At 52.1% G+C, this 21,778-nt stretch carries 17 protein-coding genes and 1 pseudogene; 13 read left to right on the forward strand and 5 right to left on the reverse strand.

Features of this window, described 5'->3' with window-relative positions:
• Positions 1-216: 216 nt before the first annotated feature.
• The 5 genes and pseudogenes from HQN87_RS07795 (at position 217) to HQN87_RS32265 (ending at position 8,312) form a co-directional block, all read left to right on the forward strand.
• Positions 217-1,500: an ABC transporter substrate-binding protein gene (locus tag HQN87_RS07795; RefSeq protein ID WP_173130319.1), complete on the forward strand. Its 1,284-nt coding sequence runs from the start codon at positions 217-219 to the stop codon at positions 1,498-1,500.
• Positions 1,501-1,523: 23 nt separating this feature from the next.
• Positions 1,524-2,471 carry a carbohydrate ABC transporter permease gene (locus tag HQN87_RS07800; protein WP_254075410.1) on the forward strand — a complete coding sequence of 316 codons (948 nt, stop codon included), beginning with the start codon at positions 1,524-1,526 and terminating at the stop codon, positions 2,469-2,471.
• Positions 2,456-3,289, forward strand: a complete 834-nt coding sequence (locus tag HQN87_RS07805; RefSeq protein WP_173130321.1) for a carbohydrate ABC transporter permease — start codon at positions 2,456-2,458, stop codon at positions 3,287-3,289. The genes HQN87_RS07800 and HQN87_RS07805 overlap by 16 nt, the downstream gene beginning before the upstream one ends.
• 17 nt (positions 3,290-3,306) lie before the next feature.
• On the forward strand, positions 3,307-4,449 hold the full coding sequence (locus HQN87_RS07810) for a glycoside hydrolase family 88 protein (RefSeq protein WP_173131351.1): 1,143 nt from the start codon (positions 3,307-3,309) through the stop codon (positions 4,447-4,449).
• A 641-nt stretch (positions 4,450-5,090) separates the two neighbouring features.
• A pseudogene (locus HQN87_RS32265) lies at positions 5,091-8,312 on the forward strand (polysaccharide lyase family 8 super-sandwich domain-containing protein).
• Positions 8,313-8,399: 87 nt separating this feature from the next.
• Here the strand turns inward: HQN87_RS32265 and HQN87_RS07825 are convergent.
• Positions 8,400-9,305 carry a helix-turn-helix transcriptional regulator gene (locus HQN87_RS07825; protein ID WP_173130329.1) on the reverse strand — a complete coding sequence of 302 codons (906 nt, stop codon included), beginning with the start codon at positions 9,303-9,305 and terminating at the stop codon, positions 8,400-8,402.
• Between the two features lie 165 nt (positions 9,306-9,470).
• Here HQN87_RS07825 and HQN87_RS07830 point away from each other — a divergent pair, with 165 nt between their 5' ends.
• The 6 genes from HQN87_RS07830 to HQN87_RS07855 all read left to right on the forward strand — a co-directional run bounded on the left by HQN87_RS07830 (position 9,471) and on the right by HQN87_RS07855 (position 14,320).
• Entirely contained in the window at positions 9,471-10,325 is an 855-nt protein-coding gene (locus HQN87_RS07830; protein WP_173131354.1) for a sugar phosphate isomerase/epimerase family protein, read from the forward strand.
• A 14-nt stretch (positions 10,326-10,339) separates the two neighbouring features.
• On the forward strand, positions 10,340-11,383 hold the full coding sequence (locus tag HQN87_RS07835) for a Gfo/Idh/MocA family protein (RefSeq protein WP_173130332.1): 1,044 nt from the start codon (positions 10,340-10,342) through the stop codon (positions 11,381-11,383).
• Between the two features lie 15 nt (positions 11,384-11,398).
• The gene (locus HQN87_RS07840; RefSeq protein WP_173130335.1) at positions 11,399-12,412 is read left to right on the forward strand and encodes a Gfo/Idh/MocA family protein; all 1,014 of its coding nucleotides are present in this window, start codon (positions 11,399-11,401) and stop codon (positions 12,410-12,412) included.
• A gap of 184 nt (positions 12,413-12,596) precedes the next feature.
• Complete coding sequence (locus HQN87_RS07845; RefSeq protein ID WP_076242427.1) at positions 12,597-13,103, forward strand: metallophosphoesterase family protein; 507 nt, start codon at positions 12,597-12,599, stop codon at positions 13,101-13,103.
• Positions 13,104-13,123: 20 nt separating this feature from the next.
• Complete coding sequence (locus tag HQN87_RS07850; protein ID WP_173130338.1) at positions 13,124-13,585, forward strand: GNAT family N-acetyltransferase; 462 nt, start codon at positions 13,124-13,126, stop codon at positions 13,583-13,585.
• 21 nt (positions 13,586-13,606) lie between these two features.
• Positions 13,607-14,320, forward strand: coding sequence for an HAD family hydrolase (locus tag HQN87_RS07855; protein WP_173130340.1), 714 nt, complete (start codon positions 13,607-13,609; stop codon positions 14,318-14,320).
• Positions 14,321-14,328: 8 nt separating this feature from the next.
• On the opposite strand, the gene HQN87_RS07860 is transcribed toward HQN87_RS07855, so the two are convergent.
• From HQN87_RS07860 to HQN87_RS07875, 4 genes are all read right to left on the reverse strand, one after another.
• Positions 14,329-15,426 carry a Ger(x)C family spore germination protein gene (locus HQN87_RS07860; RefSeq protein ID WP_173130343.1) on the reverse strand — a complete coding sequence of 366 codons (1,098 nt, stop codon included), beginning with the start codon at positions 15,424-15,426 and terminating at the stop codon, positions 14,329-14,331.
• Entirely contained in the window at positions 15,419-16,501 is a 1,083-nt protein-coding gene (locus HQN87_RS07865) for a GerAB/ArcD/ProY family transporter (RefSeq protein WP_173130346.1), read from the reverse strand. The genes HQN87_RS07860 and HQN87_RS07865 overlap by 8 nt, the downstream gene beginning before the upstream one ends.
• Positions 16,502-16,510: 9 nt before the next feature.
• Positions 16,511-17,932, reverse strand: a complete 1,422-nt coding sequence (locus tag HQN87_RS07870) for a spore germination protein (RefSeq protein WP_173130349.1) — start codon at positions 17,930-17,932, stop codon at positions 16,511-16,513.
• A 139-nt stretch (positions 17,933-18,071) separates the two neighbouring features.
• Positions 18,072-19,208, reverse strand: a complete 1,137-nt coding sequence (locus HQN87_RS07875) for an FAD:protein FMN transferase (RefSeq protein WP_173130352.1) — start codon at positions 19,206-19,208, stop codon at positions 18,072-18,074.
• A gap of 224 nt (positions 19,209-19,432) precedes the next feature.
• On the opposite strand from HQN87_RS07875, the gene HQN87_RS07880 reads away from it, so the two are divergent.
• Together HQN87_RS07880 and HQN87_RS07885 are read left to right on the forward strand one after the other, a co-directional pair.
• Entirely contained in the window at positions 19,433-20,005 is a 573-nt protein-coding gene (locus HQN87_RS07880; RefSeq protein ID WP_173130355.1) for a TetR/AcrR family transcriptional regulator, read from the forward strand.
• A gap of 114 nt (positions 20,006-20,119) precedes the next feature.
• Positions 20,120-21,778: an SGNH/GDSL hydrolase family protein gene (locus HQN87_RS07885; protein WP_173131357.1), complete on the forward strand. Its 1,659-nt coding sequence runs from the start codon at positions 20,120-20,122 to the stop codon at positions 21,776-21,778.

Genomic DNA, 21,778 nt, shown 5'->3' on the forward strand with positions numbered 1-21,778 from the left:
GGACTAGTCAAGGGATAACATCCCTTTTTTTGTGCGCATATGTCATGTCAATGTTATGAAAACGTACATGAAAGTTACTGAAAGCGCAAACAAAACTTTATTATTATGAAGGAATCAACAATTGTACTGAGTTGTGTGCAAAGACAACCGCCTTAAACTGCTTTATATTTACATCAAGTGAGGAACACTTACACAACCGACCTTGGAGGGGAATACATGAAAAATTGGATGAAGCCTTTGATTGGAATTTCGGCAAGTGCAGTACTTCTGGCAGGCTGCGGCAAGGACACAACAGATCAAGCAGCGAAGGGGACCCCGGCTTCGGAGCAAGAGGTGGCCATTAAGTTCATGCTGTGGAATGATAGCGCCTCAGAGCGGATGTATGATGAACTGGCCCAGGCGTTTGAAGCGAAGAACCCGGGTCTCACCGTTGATTTCACCAAAAGCGATGCCAATACCTACAGTGAACGGTTGACGGTAACATTGACAGGCGGCGGAGAAGTTGACGCTTTTGCTTTTAAAAGTCTGGACGAGTACTACAAGCTGGCCTCGTCGGGACGCGCATTGGCGCTCGATGATTATGCGGCTGCTAACAGTGCCGGGCTGGCTGGCGTGGAGTCTTCCTTGGACAACCTCAAGATTAACGATAAGCTGTATGGCTTGCCTTTCCGCTCTGACGGCTGGGCGCTCTACTACAATAAGAATCTGTTTGACAAGGCGGGTGTTGCCTATCCGGGTGACGATCTGACCTGGGAACAATATTTGGAACTGGCTAAGCAGATGACCAGCGGAAGCGGACAGGACAAGATTTACGGCTCCTTCATGCCGGATTGGGCGCAGACCTGGTATTCATACGGACAGCAGCTTGGCGCCTCGCTCTACAGTGAGGATCTAACGCCTTATATTGAAGGGCTTAAGCTGCGTAAAGAACTGTCGGACAGCGGCGCACAGCCTTCCATAGCCGAGAACAAGGCCACCAATGCGCATTACAGAACGGCCTTCCTGACCGGTAAATATGCAATGGTTGTGACGGGAACCTGGTTCCCTGGCATGCTGGAGCAGGATAAGAAGGACAGCAAGCTGAACTTCGATTGGGGAATGACCTATGTCCCGCATCCGCCGGAGGTTAAGAAGGGCACCACAATGACCGCGGTAGTTGTCCATGCCGTGAGCTCGGATTCCAAACATCAGGAGGAGGCCAAGAAGTGGATCGGCTTCATCTCCAGTGAAGAAGGACAGCAGATTGTGGCTAAATACCAGACGCCGGCTTCAGCAGCCGACAGTGTCAAGGACCAGTACAAAGCAGCTTTTACCAATGATGCGGTGAATCTGGATGCCATCTTCAATATTACGTCTGTTCCAGAGCGGGAATTACGCAAAGGGATTACCCAAATGAATACGATCGTTACAGAAGAAGGAGAATTGGCGCTCCTGGGCGAGTCAACACCTGAGAAGGCGATTGAGAACATTAAGAAGAGAAGAGACCAAGAGATTCAATAGATCAAGAGCGGGGAAGTGATGACATGTCTTCTTTGAATAAAAGCGTACCGGCAGCGCAGGGAGCCAGCCTGGCCAAAGGCAGGGAACCATCCTTGTGGCAGCGGATGATGCATCCGCAAGCGAGAACGGCCTATCTGTTCCTCCTGCCTAATCTACTGGGGTTCCTGTTGTTCATTGCCGTTCCGAGCGTGATGGCGCTCGGACTCGGCTTCACGGAATGGGACGGCTATAATCCGGTGAAATGGACCGGACTGAGCAATTATGTCCGGCTGATGCAGGACGAGAACTTCCGGATTGCTCTCCAGAATACCCTGCTCTACACCTTCGGCTCTTGTCTGCTCGTTATCATTGCCTCCCTGTCCCTGGCCTTGCTTGTTAACCAGAAAATGAAAGGGATGTCGCTCTACAGAGCAGCCTTCTTCTTCCCCCATATCGCATCATTTATCGCGGTGGCAGTGGTCTGGCAGGCCATCTTCAATCCGACGCTCGGGCCGCTGAATATGTTCCTTGGCAAGTTCATGGATCATCCGCCCGGATGGCTGATCAGCTCAGACTGGGCTCTGTTCAGCATCATCCTTGTCTCCGCCTGGAAGATGGCCGGCTACTATATGCTGCTGTTCCTGGCCGGCTTGCAGGGGATTTCCAAAGAGCTATACGAAGCAGCCAACATCGACGGCGCCAATATACTGCAGCGCTTCCGCAACATCACGCTGCCGATGCTGTCTCCGGTCACCTTCTTTGTCATCATCACCTGCATTATTAATCTGTTCAAGTCCTTTGATCTGGTGTATGTCATGACCGGCGGGGGGCCGGGCCGTTCCACGAAGCTGCTCGTCTATGATATCTTCGTCCAGTCGTTCCGCAATTCCGCATTTGGTTACGCTTCGGCCGAAGCCATCGTGCTGTTCCTGATCGTTCTGGCGATTACGTACGTTCAATTCAAGGGGGAGAAAAGATGGGTCAATTACTAGGCCATGCCGTGCCAAAATCACTGTCACATCTGTTCATGATCCTGATCTCGCTAATCATGATCGTGCCCTTCCTGTGGATGCTCTCCACCTCCTTCAAGCTGCAGGAGGAAGTGTTCCAGTATCCGATCCAGTGGATTCCGCAGGTATTTCACTTCGAGAATTATGTCGAGGTCTGGACGAGTATTCCATTTCCGCTATACTATTTCAACTCATTGAAGGTTTCCGTTCTGGTTACTTTGGGCCAGCTTATCACATGCTCTCTGGCCGGATATGCTTTCGCCAGACTGGACTTCCCCGGGAAAAACCGGCTGTTCATCATGTATTTCGCGGCCTTCATGATCCCTTATCAGGTCATTATGATCCCGCAGTATTTCGTGATCAAGAAGCTGGGCCTGGTGGACAGCCACTGGGCATTGATTCTGCTGGAAATCTTCAGCCCCTACGGCGTGTTCCTGATGCGGCAGTTCCTCTCCGGTATCTCGAAGGAGCTTTCGGAAGCGGCCCGGATCGACGGCTGCAACGAATTCGGCATCTTCGCCCGGATTATCCTGCCGCTGGCCAAGCCGGCGCTGGCGACACTTGGCATCTTCGCCTTCTCCTGGGTGTGGAATGACTTTCAGGCTCCGCTTATTTATCTTACCAGCGACAGCCTCAAGACCTTGCCGCTTGGCCTAGCTAGTCTGAACGGGGAGTTCACCTCGCAGACTCAACTGGTTATGGCAGGCACCGTATTGTCACTTATTCCAGTAGTCACCGTCTTTCTGTTCTTCCAGCGGTACTTTATCTCGGGCATTACAGCCGGCTCTGTGAAAGGATGATACCTGTGAAGGAAATAATGGCACCGGGCGTGAAGTGGCATGAGGCCATCGACTTCGCCGTGCTCAAAACAAAACGCAATCTGACCCGCCATAATCTGCAATTCCCGCATATCTCCAATGACAAACGTTATGAATGGGGAGAGAACGACGACTGGATCGAAGGCTTCTGGACCGGGATGGTCTGGCTATGCTACGAGTACAGCGGGGACGAATATCTGCGCTTGCAGGCCGAAGCCCAGACGAACAGCTTTGACCTCAGGCTTCAGGCCAAGCACGCTCTGGAACATCATGACATCGGTTTTCTGTATGGGTTGTCCGCAATGGCGGGCTGGATTGTCCAAGAGGATGAGCGGCACAGGGCGCTGGCGCTGCGCGCCGCTGACCATCTGCTGGGCCGCTGGCGCGAGTCTGCCGGGCTCATCCAGGCCTGGGGGCCAGAGGGTGATCCGGAGAACGGCGGGCGTATCATCATCGACTGTCTGATGAATCTTCCCTTGCTGTATTGGGCCTCCGGGACAACCGGCGATCCCATCTATGCGGAGATTGCCGCCCGGCATGCCAAGCTGTCGCGGAAGTTCCTTGTGCGGGGAGACGACTCGTCTTATCACACCTTCTATTTTGACGGCAGCGGGAATTCGCTCAGAGGGGGAACGCATCAGGGCTACCGCGACGGCTCTACCTGGACGCGCGGACAGGCGTGGGGAATCTATGGATTTGCTCTATCTTACCTCTACACAGGCGACATGGATTTCCTGGAGACCTCGAAACGTCTTGCCGTCTATTTCATCGAGCGGATACCGGCGGATGGGATGGTCTATTGGGATTTCGATGTTCCTGTGAACAGCTCGACCAGCCGGGACAGCTCAGCTTCCGCCATTGCCGCTTGCGGCATGCTTGAACTGCTGGAGCATCTGGCGCCCGCTGATCCGCTCGTTCCGCGTCTGGAGGCAGCGGTCATGCTGACCATGACGGCCTTGGCCGAGTCCTCGCTGGGCATGGCTGAGGAAGACGAAGGCCTTATCGACCATGGCTCCTATCATGTCAGGGGCGACTATGGGCTGGATGGTTATATGATCTGGGGCGACTATTATTATCTGGAAGCCCTGCTGCGTCTGGAGAAGCAGATTCCCGGATATTGGTATGAACGGGAACAGGCCTGAAAACTATGAATCATGGAGGGGTAGCCATGCAATTGTTCACTAGGCCATTCGTCAAGCCGTTGTTCGTCCGTCTGATCATAGGAGTAACCGTCCTGTCTCTCATCCTTCCTGCTGCGGCCTTGCCGCCGGCGGAAGCGGCGGGTACCGTATACGTCAATGTGAACTATGATGAGAGCGGAAATGCCAAGAATACGAAGCTCTATAACGGCTCTACCTACAGCGGCTCAGCCGGGGGAGGCTGGGGCATCTATAATTCTGCGGCAGACACAGATTATGTGACTATAGCGAACGCTCCCCAGCGTGAGGATTACAGCCTCAAAATCGTCTCCAATACCAAAAATGTAAATACAGGCAGGAACAATCTGGGCGGAACGGCGACCGGCAATACCGGCATCGCCGGGAAGCTGGTGCTGGAAACCTCGGTTTATATGAACAGCACAACCCACCGCCGGGAGATTCAGCTCAGAAGCCTGAATGCCCCTTCCCCCGCTACACTCACTACCAATGTATCCGTCCTTACTTTCAATACCGCAGGAGAAGTCCGGGGTGCCGGCAATCAGTTCCTGGCCCGCTACGAGAAGAATTCATGGTACAAATTGAAAATGTTCGTGGACAGTACGGCCCGCACCGTCTCTTATTTCATGAATGACCAGTATGTGGGGACAGCTTCGCTGCCTTCCAGCTGGCTGAATATCAGACATATCTACCTCAATCAGTACTTTCAGAACGGCCAGCAGGGGGAATGGCTTGTTGACGACCTGAAGCTCGCGGATTACGTGCCGCTTACGGGAATCAGCACTTCAGTGACAACGCTTGAGCTGGCGGAGAGTGCCAGTGCCAATATAGCGGTTACGGTATTGCCGCAGGATGCTTCCGACCAGCGCCTACTATGGAGTACGGCTGATCCTTCTGTAGCGACAGTTACTTATGGCACAGTCCACGCGCTAAGCGAAGGCAGCACTACAGTGATGGTAAGCACTTATGAGGGTGATTATTCGCTCACGGTCCCGTTAACGGTGACCAAGCCTGTGCTGCCGCAAAGCCTCTCGCTGCCGAATGAAGTCAACTTGACGGTAACAGGCCAACAAACCTTGAAGCCGGGGTTCCAGCCCGCGAATACAACGAATCAGGCTGTGGTCTGGAGCTCTGCCGATTCTGCCGTTGCAGCTGTAGATGCCAGCGGAGAAGTCACCGGAAGGTCGGTGGGGTCTACGGAGATTACAGCAGTGTCACAAGCCGATCCGGCAGTCTCCGCAGCCGTTACCGTTGTGGTTACTCCATATATCCCTGTTACTGCCGTTACCATTACCTATTCACCCCCGCAGCTCTCCAAATACGACAGCTTGCAGCTTATCGCGGATGTTGAACCTGCGGATGCGACGGATTCGCAGTTAACCTGGGTCTCTGACCGTCCGGATATCGTACGTGTGGCTGCGGATGGCACATTGCAGGGAATTTCCGTCGGTACGGCTACGGTGTCTGCGACTGCGGTTAATGGAGTGTCGGACTCGGTTACCCTTGAAGTGATAGCCGCTCAGCCGGATAATCCCCAGGAATACGACAATATCAGGCTGCGCTGGAAAGAGTCGCTGACCGGTAAAGATTCTTTGGATGTAAATGATCCGGCGGTCCAAGCCATTCTTCAGGCCAACGCAGCTGCAGCTCAGGGGTATTGGGAGAGCATGCAGCTTATACCCGGCGGAACAACGCTCTGGACAGATCTGCCTGCGTCTAGCAGTGACTCCGCTTTTATAAACAGCCATTATACCCGTTTGAAGGCAATGACGTTAGCTTATCAGACCCAGGGAACCTCCGTCTAACATCATTCCGGGCTGAAGGACGATCTGCTACTGGCCATGGACTGGATGTTGGATGAACTATATACAGATTCGGGCAGCGAATTCGGCAACTGGTGGAACTGGGATATCGGTGTTCCCAACCGGCTGGCTGATATTCTGATTCTGATGTATGACGAGCTGGCGCCGGAGCAAATCCTGCGGAATACAGCAAGCATAGATCATTATATCGGGGATATCACCGCCCCTTCTTTTACACAGACAGGTGCCAACCGCTCCGATATCATGCTGATTCAGATCCGTATGGGACTTGTCGAACATAACTATGACCGGCTGATTCAGGCCAGGGACGGAATGAGCGAGCTGTTCCAGTACACGGCGGCTGGCGACGGGTTCTATGAAGACGGCTCGTATGTGCAGCACAGCACGATAGCCTACACGGGAAGCTACGGGGAGGTTCTGATCCAGGGGATGGGGAACCTGCTGTTCCTGCTGAACGGTAGCACCTGGGAGCCGGTGGTTCCCGGGGTGAACAATGTCTACAGGTGGATCGGCGAAGGTTTTGCTCCTATCCTATACAAAGGCCAGGCTATTGATATGACGAGAGGCCGCGCGATTGTGAGACCGGCTGCAGATGCCTATTATTCCGGCAGAAACATTCTGGCAGGCATCGCCCGAATTGCGCAGACCTCGCCCCCGGAGCTTTCGCTGAGATTAAAGGGCCTGGTTAAATATCATATCGGGTATCAGCTGAGCCAGGGCGCATCCTACTATCAATTCCCGCTGGATCTGGCGGATACGATCCGGCAGTGGGTGGACGATCCTGCGGTTGTTCCTGCCGCCGATATTCAGGCGCACTACGAGTTGAACGGCATGGCCCGCAGTGTGCACCGGGGTGAGGACTTTCTGTTCGGAGTCAGCAAAAGCTCAAAGCGTATTGCGACCTATGAGCTGACGAACGGAGAAAATCCCAAGGGCTGGTACACCGGCGATGGAATGACCTATCTCTACAACCGCGATCTGTCCCAGTATACAGGCAGCTTCTGGGCCACGGTGAACTGGAGCCGGCTGCCCGGCACAACAGTTGTCTCCCGTCCAAGGAATGCCGGTGACTATCAAAACGGTGACGGCGAGGCGGTGCCGCTTAACGCCTGGGCGGGCGGAACAACACTGGATACTTTCGGGGCAACCGGCATGAAGCTGATTCAGAACGGCACGCAGATGCAGGCACGGAAATCCTGGTTTGCTTTTGACAACGAGATTGTTGCGCTGGGTGCAGGGATTACAAGCACGGATAATCTTCCTGTAGAGACCGTCATTGAGCAGAGGAAGCTGAAGGAGGACAACTCCAATAGCTTCGTCCTGGATGGTGAAGCCCTGAACGGGAACATTCCGGGTCAGGAGATAGAGAACCCGTCATGGGCTTATCTCGAAGGAAATGCGGCAGATTCAAATATTGGTTATGTTTTCCAGGATGATTCATCCATCAGGCTCACCAGACAGGTTCAGGAGGGAAGGTGGTCCGACATCAATCTCAGCAATCCGCCTTCCTCCACAACGCCAACCGGACTGCTGCAGAATTACTTTCTGACGATGTGGATGGATCATGGGAGCAATCCTGTTGACAGCCGGTACGAATATATGATTTTGCCGAATGCCAGCAGGCAGGCCACGGAAGCCTATGCCGATTCGCCGGATGTCACTATTCTCGCCAATTCACCAGCGGTCCAAGCTGTGCGGGAGAATACGCTTAACGTTGCCGGGTATAATTTCTGGACGGATACTCTGACTTCGGCAGGAGGTGTGACCTCGAACAAGCCAGCCTCTGTCCTGATCAGGAACAATGCCGACGCTGGCACCATTAAGCTTGCCGTGTCCGATCCTACACTGGAGAACCAGGGTTATATTGAGCTGGAGCTGGATACGGAGGCAGCAGGCATACTGAGCAAAGATGACCGGATCGAGGTCACACAGCTCTCGCCGAAGCTGAAGCTGAAGATCCATACGGCAGGCACCCTCGGGCGAACGATGCTGATAACGCTGCAAACGGCATCTGCGAATAAGTGAACTAGCACCTCAATCAGGAGGCGGGCCGATGGCTCGTCTCTTTGCTGTGAGCGGGCTTGGGTACGGGGAGTTGGCATCTTGGCTGCCTCACAGAATGCGCCAAAGCTTGCGGTAGGCACGTGGAGAAATCCCCTCATTGGCTGTGAATACCCTGCTGAAGTAGTGGATATCGGGATAGCCGACCCGTTCTCCCACGGCCTCAATCGACTCATCCGTCTCGCGGAGCAGCTTACGTGCTTCCCGGTGGCGGATGGACCGGAGGAATTCACCGGGAGGCATCCCGGCAATCTCCCGGAACAGCTTGGAGAAATGGTCCTCATGCATATTCATCGTTGCAGCCATAGACCGGTTGGTCCAGCGGCCGGCGGGCTGAAGCTCCATCTCATCAATCAGCAACCTGATCCGCTCCCCGTGCACGGAAGACTTGGCCAGCCGCCGGGAGCCTTGGGAACGCAGCAGGGAAGTCAGAATGCCCAGCATCAAGCCCCGGCAGACCCATTCATAACCGGCTTGCCGCATGGTGAACTCATGAACAAGCTGCTCCATCGCATGGACACATTCGGGAGACGGCGTATACACCGGTTCTTCTGACAATGGTGAAAAAGGGGCGGTTACGGCCTCCAGAGCGAATTTATGGGGAAGCACCTCCTCCTCGTTGACCAGCATATCTTCTTCCCGCGTAATGACGGATTCGCCAAAAAAGTCGAAGTGGATGCCCAGCAGCTTAGAGTCGGAAGCCGAAACGATCATGTTCTGATGGTAAACACCAGGGGATAGAAAAATAAGCTGACCGGAGCTTAAGCGGAACTCCTTATTGTCCATCCGGGTCAACAAACTCCCTTGACGGATGTAGAGCAGCTCGAAATCATACAGCCTCCGCCTTGGAAAAATGCAGGGGGCCAGGGTCTGCAGCTGTGCGTAATGGATTCCAGGCGACCATTCACGGGAGGGTACCTGTTTGCTCAAAGGATAGGATGTTTCTGTCTCGGGCATGCTCAATCCTCCTCTAGAAATATGACCGGAATCGTCCAAAAGTTATCTATATCCCCTAAATAAATAGAGGTGTAAAACCATTATAATTTAATTATATCAAGGAAAAAAGAACATTATTGCAGAATTCCTGAAAAACGGAAAATAACAAAAATGAGGATGGTAATGATGAAAAAAGGAATTAATATCTGGTCATTTCCCGAGGGTATGGCAATTGAGGAATGTGTGCGCCTAGCTAAAGCGGCAGGGTTCGACGGCCTTGAATTGTCTATGAATGAAAGTGGTGAACTCAGTCTGGAAACCAGTGAGAAGGAAGCATTGAAGCTCAAGGAATCCATTAACGAGACCGGCCTGGAAATTGCCGGACTGGCAACGGGACTGTACTGGTCTTATGCGATGACCAGCGAATCGGTGGCCAACCGGACCAAGGCAATCGACGTATGCAAAAAGCAGCTGGAGCTTGCTGCTGTGCTTGGCGTGGATACGATTCTTGTGATACCCGGTGCAGTCGGGGTGGATTTCATTCCTGGCTGTGAGGTTGTAGCTTATGACAAAGCTTATGACAGGGCGTTAGAGGCGATTGGTGGTCTGGCGCTGGAGGCAGAGAAAACTGGGGTTTCCATAGGGATCGAGAATGTGTGGAATAAATTTCTGCTGTCCCCGCTTGAAATGCGTGCGTTCATTGATTCGGTTGGCTCCGGCTATGTAGGTTCTTATTTGGATGTGGGAAATGTGGTACATTCCGGCTATCCGGAGCAGTGGATAAGAATTCTGGGACACCGGATCAAGAAGGTTCACTTCAAGGATTACCGCCGGGAAGCGGGAGGACTGCACGGATTTGTTGATCTGCTGGCCGGGGATGTGAACTATCCGGCTGTGATGGAAGCGCTCCGGGAGATTGGATACGACAACTATGTTACAGGTGAAATGATTCCGGCTTACACTCATCATCCGGAGCAGATTATTTTCAATACTTCTGCGGCTATGGATGCTATTCTGCAACGTTCCAGCCATAAGGCGTAAGCGGGGTGAGGGAAATGCTCAAGGTGGGTCTGGTAGGGTTTGGATTCATGGGCCGGATGAACTTTGATCAATACGTCCGGCTTGGCGAAGACGGGTACGGGGTTACGTTAACTGCGATTTGCGACCCGCAGATTGAGAAGCTGAAGCTTGTGAAGTCCGGCGGGAATATGAACACAGACCAGGAGATATACGATTTATCCGCCTATAACCTGTATGAGGATTTGGAGGATATGCTGGCCAATGAGGAGCTGGATGCGGTCAGTCTCGCAGTCCCTACCTTTCTGCATGCTGAGATGGCCTGTTCTCTGCTGGAACGGGGCTACCATGTGTTCTGTGAGAAGCCAATGGCCAGGCATTCCCATGAAGCGTGGAAGATGGCGGAAACGGCGCGAAGCAGCGGCAAGAAGCTGATGATTGGTCATTGTCTGCGGTTCTGGCCGGCATATGAATATTTGAAAAGACTTGTGGAGGACGGGGAATTCGGCCAGGTTACCGAAGGCTGCTTCTACCGGGGGTCCGGTGCACCGAAAGGCTGGCTGGTAAACGATGAATTGAGCGGCGGCTGTATGCTGGACATGCATATCCACGATACCGATATGATTCATTACTTGTTCGGGAAGCCGGACAAGGTCTCGGCGCTGGGAAGGAATGTCCTGCCGGGCAGCGGCTACGATATAGTGTCCTCCCATTATTATTACAAGGACGGCAAGGTAATCAACGCCCAGGCCGATTGGACGCTGGAAGGGGACTTCGGCTTCAGCATGGGCTTCCGGGTCAATTTTGAACAGGGTAATGTGGTGTTTGACGGCAATGTGCTTAAAGTCAATCCTGTCGGGCAACCGGGTTATACTGCCTCACTCTCCCCGCATACCGGCTATTACAGAGAGTTGGTCTATTTCCTGGATGCCATACTGCAGGATAATCCGGTCACAGTATGTCTGCCCGGGAGCACTGCACAATCGCTTGAGATCATTGAGGCTGAGATGGAGTCCGCAGGGCGGCAGGGAGCCTGGGTATCCCTGTATGGAGCGGATATGAAGAAATATAATTCAGAATAATCGGAGGACATTCCTATGCTGAAAGTAGGCTTGATCGGCTTCGGATTTATGGGCCGGATGCATTTTGACAATTATGTCCGGTTGACGGAGGAGGGCTATCCGGTTGCATTAAGCGCGATATGTGATCTGCGGATCGAGGAACTCAAGGGCGGCAAAGCAGACGGGAATATGAGCACGGCCCGTGAAGTCTATGATTTGTCTTCTTACAATCTCTATGATGACCTGGAAACAATGCTTGAACAGGAAGTGCTGGATGTCGTTGATATCTGTGTTCCTACTTATTTACATGCCGGGATAACCTGCTCGCTACTGGAACGCGGATATCACGTTTTCTGCGAGAAACCGATGGGCAGAACTTCGGCGGAAGCACGGAGGATGGCGGAAACGGCAGACCGCAGCGGCAGGAAGCTTATGATCGGACAATGTCTCCGTTTCTGGCCGGGGTATGAGTACTTGAAGGAGACTGTGGAGTCAGGCAAATTCGGTGAGGTGACCGAGGGGTATTTCTACCGCGGCTCCGGGGCCCCCAAGGATTGGTTCCTGGATGAGCAGCTCAGCGGCGGCAGTATTCTGGATATGCATATTCACGATACGGATATGATCAGCTACCTGTTCGGCAAGCCGGATAAAGTCTCTACTCTTGCCCGCAATGTCTTACCTGGCAGCGGTTATGATCTTTGCTCCACCCATTACTATTATAAGGACGGAAAAGTAGTCAATGCCCAGGTCGATTGGACGCTGGAAGGAGATTTCGGTTTCTATATGGGTTATCGGGTTAACTTTGAGAAGGGCAATCTTGTATTTGACGGGAATCAGCTTAAAGTGAACCCGAACGATGGACCGGGCTTTATTGCTGAGCTCTCACCGGATACCGGCTACTACCGGGAGCTGGTTTATTTTCTGGATGCGGTTATTCACGATAAGCCGATTGTGGTATGCACCCCGGAGAGTGCGGCAGAATCGCTTGAAATTGTTGAAGCGGAAGTACAATCGGCAGATACTCAAGGGGAATGGGTTGTGCTGGATTGATGCAAGGATGACCTAACGAATCCCCTGCTTACTTGCTTCTCCCCCCTGCACATCGTACAATTATAGGACGTAAACTTGGATCTGAACATGAAATGGCTGAGAGTCGCAGTTTACAGCGCTTCTCGGCCATTGTGTTTTTTGAAATGCCGGGTAGGATGACAATAGGAATGGGGAGTGGATGCAGATGAAGGTAGGCGTGGTATCGGATACACATCTCTCAAGCAGGGCCAAGGGGCTGCCCTCCGTGCTTATGGAAGAATTCAGCAAGGTGGATATGATTCTGCATCTGGGCGATTGGGTATCGCTGGAGATCTACGATCTGCTGGCCGGGCTTGCTCCGGTAGAGGGAATTGCCGGCAACAACGACGGATATGAGATTATTCAGCGCTTCGGAGAGAGCAAGATCGTTACGCTGGAGGGCATGCGTATCGGGATGATTCACGGACATGCGCCGTATTCCCGTAAGGGGACGGATGGGAATGCGCTGCTGGCCTTTGAAGGCCAGGAGGTGGACTGTATTCTCTTTGGCCACTCCCATCAGCCGCTGATGCGCCGGGAGAATGGTATTCTGCTGTTCAACCCAGGCTCTCCTACGGACAAACGCCGGGAGAAGCAGTATTCTTTCGGCCTGATGGACATTGAAGACGGGAAGATCACAGCGCGTCATGTCTTTTACGATTCGAGAGACTAAGGGAAAGCAGGGGAGCCGTTATGTTGAATTACCGTTTTGAACGGGCGGAGCTTGCAGATGTAGAGGAGCTTGCTCCACTCTTTGACGAATACCGCAGCTTTTACGGCCAGGCTCCGGACCCGGAGGCTGCCCGGGAGTTCCTGGCGGCGAGGCTGCAGAATGAGGAATCCGTTATTTTTATGGCCGTTGCCGGTGAGGGTGCAGAACGCCGCACGTATGGCCTAGCCCAGCTATACCCCTCCTTCTCTTCCATCTCGGTCCAGCCGGTATGGATTCTGAACGATCTGTTCGTAACGAAGGAGCAGCGCGGACAGGGACTTGGCTCACTGCTGCTTGAAGGCGTGAAGGGATTCGCACAGGGAACAGGCGCCAAAGGCCTGACGCTGTCTACAATGACCACCAATACCGGTGCACAGCGCCTATACGAAGCCCAGGGTTATGTGCGGGACGAGAGTTTTTTCACTTATCATTTATATTTCTGAAGTATAGTTAGGAGAGTTAACGTGGTAGAGACAAGCAACAAGCTGGCTGTGTTTTTTGATCTGGATGATACGCTGTATGACCATCTGGTCCCGTTCAGGGAAGCCGTTCGTGAGGTACTGGCACCTGACGAGGACAAGCTGGATTACGCGGAGCTGTTCTATACCGTACGGCATCACAGTGACCTGCTGTGGCCGAAGTATCTGAGCGGGGAGCTTGAGCTGGAGGAGACGCGGGTGATGCGGCTGGAGCTGGCTTTTGCCGAGTATGGCTTGCACTTGACCCGGGAGCAAGCTGTGCGGATACAAGCTTCCTATATTGCCCGCCAGTATACGATTGAGATGATCGAAGGTGTGGCGGAGCAGCTTCAACGGTTCATTAGCCTGGGGCACCCGGTAGGCATTATCACCAACGGCCCGCTGGAGCACCAGACGGGCAAGCTGCGCGGGCTGGGCATCGACAAGCTCATTCCGCCGGAGATGATCTTCATCTCGGACGCTGTCGGCCTGGCCAAGCCGGACCCGGCGATCTTCGTCCATGTTAATCAGATGACGGGAACTTCACCGGAGAACAGCCTCTATGTAGGCGACACCTGGGCGAATGATGTAGTGGGTGCGCTTGCGGCCGGCTGGAAGGTCTGCTGGTATAATCCGCGCGGGCGGAAGCCGGGCACGGATCATACACCGAGCTATATTTTCACCAATTATAAGGAGTTCAGTGAGCTGCCGCTGGTGTGAGACTGGCTTTAATTATACTTTCCATAGTCTTTAATGATTACCTTGGGATGGAATTCAATCTCAACCGAAGGATAAACTTTGTTCCAGTCGGTACTTTTCCACTCTCTGTATGAAAGACTGTTCCTCACATACTGTCCGATGCCCAGACTGTCTACATGGTGCTGCTGTAAATTCCGGATCATCTGATTTCCCTCGGAAGACAATTTGGCGGATATTTCCTTCTCCAGCTCTTGGCGATCTGCCTTATTCTGAAGTCTGAGGCTTCCGGTATACTCCAGGACAGAACCCTGAATGGAGGCACTGATCTTTACTTTGAATCGGGAATTCTCCGACCTTATGACTTTAAGTTTATGCTGGCTGCCCAGAGAGCTGAACATGACTATACGCTTACGGCCCCCGTCTTCACCCAAATTGAGTGCCACCTCCCCTTGATTGAGACTGCCCCGCAGAAGAGCAAAGATCATACCGTCTGCTGCAGGGATTTTCATACGGTAGCGGTCTTGCTCGAAGCAGGCAATTCCTTCAATAACCACATGATCTTCCGTCTCCTTAATGATGGGGGCAATGGGATCAATACCATCGTCATTGTAATCTCTGGAGAACTCATACAAAGTAATTTGAGGAATACTATTGCGGCCGCCCTCTTTTTCCAGCAAATGGTCGACATACTGCCCGGTGTCCGCATGCTGTTTGTAATCCTTGGATAACAGTGCACCTGCATCCCCGTCAACAATGGATACTCTTACCCCAAGGGCTACCGATGGGTCCCTCATAAGGGTATCCAGATAGTTTCCGAGTCCCGCTTTGGTTAGATTCAAGCCAAATAAGACATTCCTGAGTTGTCCGCTCACCAAAAATAATTCGGTTTTCCGGGAAAATTGCAGCCTTGCTTCTTTGATGCTATCCGCCTCTACCACTAATAACTCCCTTCGGCTTACGGACTCCGGATTGACTACTGGAATGCTGGAGGTCACTTTAAGCCTTTGATCCTCACTCAGATCATAGCTTGAGGTCTGTACCATTCCCAGACGCTCCAGAATTCTTTCGTCACTTTTACAACCGCTTAACAGGAACATGAGAACAATCACAGCCGACAGCTTACGCATATGAATTCCTCCGTTTTCTTTGAACAAGCAGCAGAACTACCAGCAGCAGAGGCAGGCCGAAGGCGATTCCGGTAGCAGCATAACTCAGATACATAATCCATGTATTAACCTGGTCCAGAGTTGTGGGTATATAGGAAACGACAAAAGAAATTCCAACCAGAATGCTGCACAGGATAGAAATATTTGCGCGGGGAAGAATTCTCTGCACTGATTCTGCCGCCGCCCACCAATACATGACAACAGTAACAAGAATAAGGAACAGAAAGAATCCATATAGCAGATTCTCCAGCCGTTCAACAAAGGGGAGCTGAATGAAGGCCAGTAAATCCAGCAGGGGATAGAGCAGTTTTTTTAATTGGCCCAGGCTGAAGAATCCGAAGCAAATGAAGGCAAAGCTGATATATGCCACACTTAAAATCGTATTCCCCGCATAGACACCGCGCATAGATTTTTTCTTATGATCCATATAAGGGAGGTACAACAGAGACAATTCATACCCGAGGAACGCTGTATAGATATCCAGTCCCCCCCGTACCATATCGTGACCTTCCTTGAAAATAAAGGGGGTCAGCCGGACCCACTGGAAGTTAGGTATAAATCCCAGCAATAATAGATACATCCAAATGGTGACCCAGAAAAAAACTGTCGTAGCTTTGGAGATGGTATAAATCCCTTTCGTAAGCAGCAATAAAGCCAGCAGGTCTATGGCCAGCTTGAAGATCATTGGATTGGTCGTGGGAAAAGAGATCATTTGAAAGAGCAGCACGTATTTTTTGCCAATCATACATCCGAAGATTAACCACACAGATGACAATCCTATATATAGCGGATACAGCACCACTTTGGAGATAGACTGTTCCAGGATTAAGAATATAGACCGTCCCTTACCCATATGGTACACCAAAGAAATCAGGTAGATATTTAGAGAAGAGATCACAAAGCAAGGAACCATAAACAGCCATCCGTTTGTCCCGAAATACTCGGCCAGCTGGCGGGGCAACGTGAATATAATGATCCCCGATTGGGTCATGTACACCAGGATGGTGATATGAAAGGGAGTCAGTTTCTCGGCCATCACAATTTCCTACTTTCTCATTTTCTGCCTGATAGTATTAGGTGTCCGGGTCTGGGACGGACGGGTCTTGAGCAGTGCAAACGGAGCGCGGATGAATACATCCTTCCAATCTGTACCTTTCATAGGTGCAACAGGGGATAAGTAAGAAGAGCCGAGACTGGTAAGGCTCGAGAGATGGATGATAAGCAATGCTACTCCCATCGACAACCCCATATTTCCCCATATTCCAGCCAGGATAATGAGCCCGAAACGAACCAGACGGATGGAAGCGCTCATCATATAGCTGGGAATTACAAATGAGGCAATCGCTGAAGAAGCTACGGCAATAATCAGGATATTGCTGGTTAATCCGGCTTGGACCGCGGCTTGCCCGATCACGATCCCGCCTACAATACCGATGGTTTGTCCGATTTTGGTCGGAAGACGCGCTCCCGCCTCTCTTAACAGCTCAATCATGGTTTCCATCAGCAACGCTTCGTATACAGGGGGGAACGGAACTCTGGTTCTGGATTCAGCCAGGGTCCGTAGCAAGGCTTCCGGAATCATCTCATAATGATAAGTGGTTATGGACACGTACATCGCTGTGAATATGATCGTTATAAGCAGAGCCGAATATCTTAACAGTCTCAGTGCCGTTCCCAAAGCCCAGCGCTGATAATAATCATCGGGGGAAGAGAAGAATTCAAAAAAAGAAGCCGGAGCACTGATAGCGGTAGGGCTGTTATCAATAATCGTAATGATTTTGCCGCCCTCCAATTTGGATTCAGCAGCATCCGGCCGCTCTGTCGTCAGAAATTGCGGGAATACCGAATTGGGGTTATCTTCAATGAACTGGCTTAACATCGCACCTTCATTGATCGCATCAATCTCTATTCTTTGAATACGCTTCTGCAGTTCCTCCACGTACTCCAGATTAGCAATTCCTTTAATATAGAGGATATACACATCGGTTTTGGAGATCTCGCCTACAGAGCAGCGGATCACTTTTAAATGTGAACTTTTGATCCTCCGCCGGATTAGAGACAGATTCGTACTAGCGGATTCCACAAAAGAATCATGGGGTCCGGTAATAATAGTCTCCGTTTCGGATTGCACTAAGCTCCGGGTTTCAGGCCCGTAAGCGTCAAGCATATAGACCTGATCCATATGGAAAATGGCCACACTGCCCCCCAGTATGCCAACCACTACCTTTTTAACATCCGCCTGAAAAACAAATTGTGATTGTTCCAGCAGTTGTTCTATCTTATCGCCTTGTGGCCTTGCAAAAGGTTCCAGAATTTCATCAGTAAGAAGCTTGCTGCTTACCAAGTGGGGGAAATAGACGATATCGACCCGTATCTCCGGGAAGTTCCGCCGGGATAGATCAGCACATTGGTCAAATTGCTGAAGGATGTGCTGTAAAGACGGTGTCGTTTTCTGATCTCTTCCCATATCAAGCAGCCCCCAATCGTAATTATCAAAGGTAGTATCCCCAAATATTCCAAGGCTATTATAGGCAGGATGAATACACAAACGTTAAAAAGCAGCGATCCCCGTTAGTGGGAAACGCTGCTTTCTGTTCGTGTTGGTATTAATTCGCGAAGCTGTACGTCGGATCGGTTAGATTCAGCCGTTCTTTGAGGGCGGCGGTGGCATAAATCTTATTGTCATCTGTGATGAAGAAGGCATCGACCTTCTCCGGCAGTGCTTCAAGATACTTCATGCCGTCTTCAAGGCCCATCAGGAACACGCCGGTAGACAGAGCGTCCGCATCGGTTGCATTCGGACTCATAATAGTAATGCTCTTGAGTCCGTTCTGGGAAGGGAAGCCTGTACGCGGGTCCAGGATATGATGGTAACGTACCCCGTCCTGCAGGAAGAAGCGCTCATATACCCCGGACGCGTCAACCACCTCATCGGTAACCTTAATGGTTCCCAGCTGGCTGCCGCGGCTCTGATCGGGGTCCTGCAGGCCGATATTCCACGGAGAGCCATTGGGCTTGTTGCCAAGGGCGATAATGCTGCTGCCCCCGAGATTGATCATCGCGCTGTTCAGGCCTTCAGCCTTAAGATAGTCTGCGATCCGGTCAGCCGCATAACCTTTGCCGATTCCGCCCATATCCAGCACCATGCCTTCTTTGGCCAGCTTAACGGTCTTCGCAGCCTCATCTACAATAACATCCTTGTAGTTGGTCAGGCTCCGGGCCTTATCAATGGCAGCCTGATCGGGCACATGTTCCCCGCCTTCGCCGATTGCCCAGAGATCTACAAGCGGTCCGACCGTCGGATCGTACAGCCCCTCCATTTCTTCGGCGTATTTAAGGGAGAGCTTCACAATATCCAGTGTTTCATCGGACACGGCAACGGCTTCCTTACCGGCTGCCTGATTCACAGCGTATAATTCCCCGTCCTTCTTGGTACGGCTGAACTCCGTGTCCATCCGTTCCAGCATGGCCTGGATATCATCCATATTCTTCTGCGCTACCGTATCGCCGAACACCTTGATATTCACGACCGTACCATAAATATAAAACGTCTGTTCCAGGGACTTCGTATCGCCATCCTTAGAGGCCGTTGCGCCGCCAGGGGTTGCCGTAGCAGCCGGGCTGTCTTCCCCCTTGTTGCCCAGGGTAAGCCAGATTACCACAGCCGCAGCGATAACAAGGACGAGAACGGCCAGAATTACAACGGTTTTTTTGTTCTTAGATGTTTTTTTGATTTCAGACATATTCCACCATCCATACAATTAGTTTCGTGGTTGCATCTTTACTATCATACCCCAGAAAGAATGGCAATGGATACTCATTTGATGACATTTTGTGCAGAAGAGCCGCTTGCAGGGAGGGAGCAGCAGGTAGAATATTGTCTGGGAATATTGTCTTCTTCCCGTTGACATGGTAAATTGCTGGTACCTAAGCAATAGCTGAACCCGATAGGAAAGGAGCTTCACCCATGTCCATTGACCGCAAGGCGTTGATCCTGCAGGCAGCAACCTTGTCCTTTGTACAATTTGGCTATAAAGCTACGACTATGGATCAGGTATCCAGAATCGCCAATGTGGGCAAAGGTACGATTTATACCTTTTTCAAAACAAAAGAAGAACTGTTCGAGGAAATTCTGGACAAGGCTACCTCCGAATTAAGGTCGGTGATGAGCCGTGTAGCTGCGGAGCAAACAACCTTTGTCCATAAGCTGCTCAATCTGCTGGATTCCATTCTGGAATTCCGTTCAGATCATGAGCTGTTCGTGAAGCTGGCCCAGGAGGTGCGGGATATCGGTACGGCCCAGGCACTAGAAGGGGTTAAGCGGATGGAAGAATACGCGCTGGAGTTCCTCCAGCAGCAGATTGAGGCGGCTATCGGCAGCGGAGAAGTGAAGCCCTGCGATTCCAGTGTTGCCGCATTTATGATTCTGCGTATGTACCTGGCTCTGACCACAGAATGGAATAAATCCCATGACCCGCTGGACCAGGACCGGATCAAAGAGCATATGATTCTGTTCATTTCAACCGGAATTCTGCAATAACATGAGAGGAGGGTGAGCGAAGTGGAGGAGTACAACAGCAGCAATGAACTTAACAGTCAGGAGGGGCCGGCAGCTCCCAAAGATCCGGTGCAGCGGCGGGACGGCTTCTTCGTCATGTTTGAAACAGCGATAGAGGCGACCGCCAGGGCGGAAGGCAAGCCTTCGGAGGAGGTCTATCTGGAAGGGAACTATCTTATTGATAAGGCCAGGTACATAGGCGGGGTTACGGATGAACAGATGCTGGCGATGCTCACAACCTGGGCCGGCTTCCGCCAATTGGTGCATAGCATCGGAGTGTCCGTGAAGACCGCAAGAGAAGGGGAAGAGGTCTCTTTTCTTATGCAGAATTGGGGCAGAACCAGCAAATATGAGACAGGAACACAGCACCGCGTCGTCTGTCCGGGGGATGGCACAGAGGTGCTGCTGGTACTGGATGAGATCGCCTGGTCTGAGGAGGATACGGCTCCCGGCAAATATGCCTTTGAATTTGGCGGCGAAGGGGAGCTGGCAATGGCGAGCATTGTCCTCTATCTGAATGACGGGTATACTGCGCCTGAGCTTACAGCGGAACCTCCGGTTGACTTCGATTCCCAGCCGTACCGTGAGATGATTGCGAAGTCTCTGTTTCATACCGGCAACAACCGGCGGCTGAAGAAGGCGATAGACAAGGCGGCGAACGGCGAGAATGTGACTATTGCCTATATTGGCGGGTCCATCACTCAGGGGGCCGGTGCTAAGCCGATCCATACCGAATGTTATGCCTATCAGTCTTACCTGAGATTTAAGGAGCTGTTCAGCAAGGGTGGAGGAGAGAACATCCATTTCGTCAAGGCCGGGGTTGGCGGAACGCCCTCCGAGCTTGGGGTGATCCGCTATGAGCGGGATGTGCTGAAGGATGGCGCTGTAGCACCGGATATCGTAATCGTGGAGTTTGCAGTGAATGACGAGGGGGATGAGACGAAGGGCAACTGCTTCGAGAGCCTGTGCCTCAAAATCCTGTCCGCCCCGAACCAGCCTGCCGTAATCCTGCTGTTCAGTGTATTTGTGAATGACTGGAACCTGCAGGAACGGCTCTCTCCTGTGGGCAGGCGCTATAATCTCCCGATGGTCAGCATCAAAGATGCGGTGACCGGGCAGTTCCGGCTCAGCAAGGCAGAAGGGAATATCATCTCGAAACGGCAATTTTTCTACGATATCTACCATCCTACGAATGACGGGCACCGGGTAATGGCGGATGCTCTGGGTTACCTGTTCGCTGAGATTAGCCGGTCGCTTAGAAGCGAGGAAGAGGATTGGACGGCTGGGTTACCGGTGTTTGGTCATGATTTTGCCCGCATCCGGCTGCTGGACCGCAAGAGTGATCTGAGTACTGAGGCTGCCTTGATTGAGATTGCAGCAGGCGGCTTCCACGGAACGGATGAGGATCTGCAGCAGGTGGAGATGGATGCCGATCACTTCGGATCTCCGCAATTTCCGCATAATTGGCTGCACACGGCGTCCTCAGGTGAGGCCGGCTTCAGGCTGACGCTGGCCAGCAAGAACCTGATCCTGGTCTTCAAGGATTCGGGCAGCCCTGATTTTGGCAAAGCGGAGGTCTGGGTTGACGGCAAGCGGGTCCTGACCGCTGATCCGCATGTGAATAGCTGGACACACTGCAACGCGGTGATTCTATATCAGAATGAACAGAGCCGGGAGCATGTAGTCGAGATCAGAATGGCGCCTGGGGATCAGGACAAATGCTTCACCATTCTGGGCTTCGGTTATACCGCATGA

Source organism: Paenibacillus tritici, from assembly GCF_013204885.1.
GTDB lineage: Bacteria > Bacillota > Bacilli > Paenibacillales > Paenibacillaceae > Paenibacillus_AQ > Paenibacillus_AQ tritici.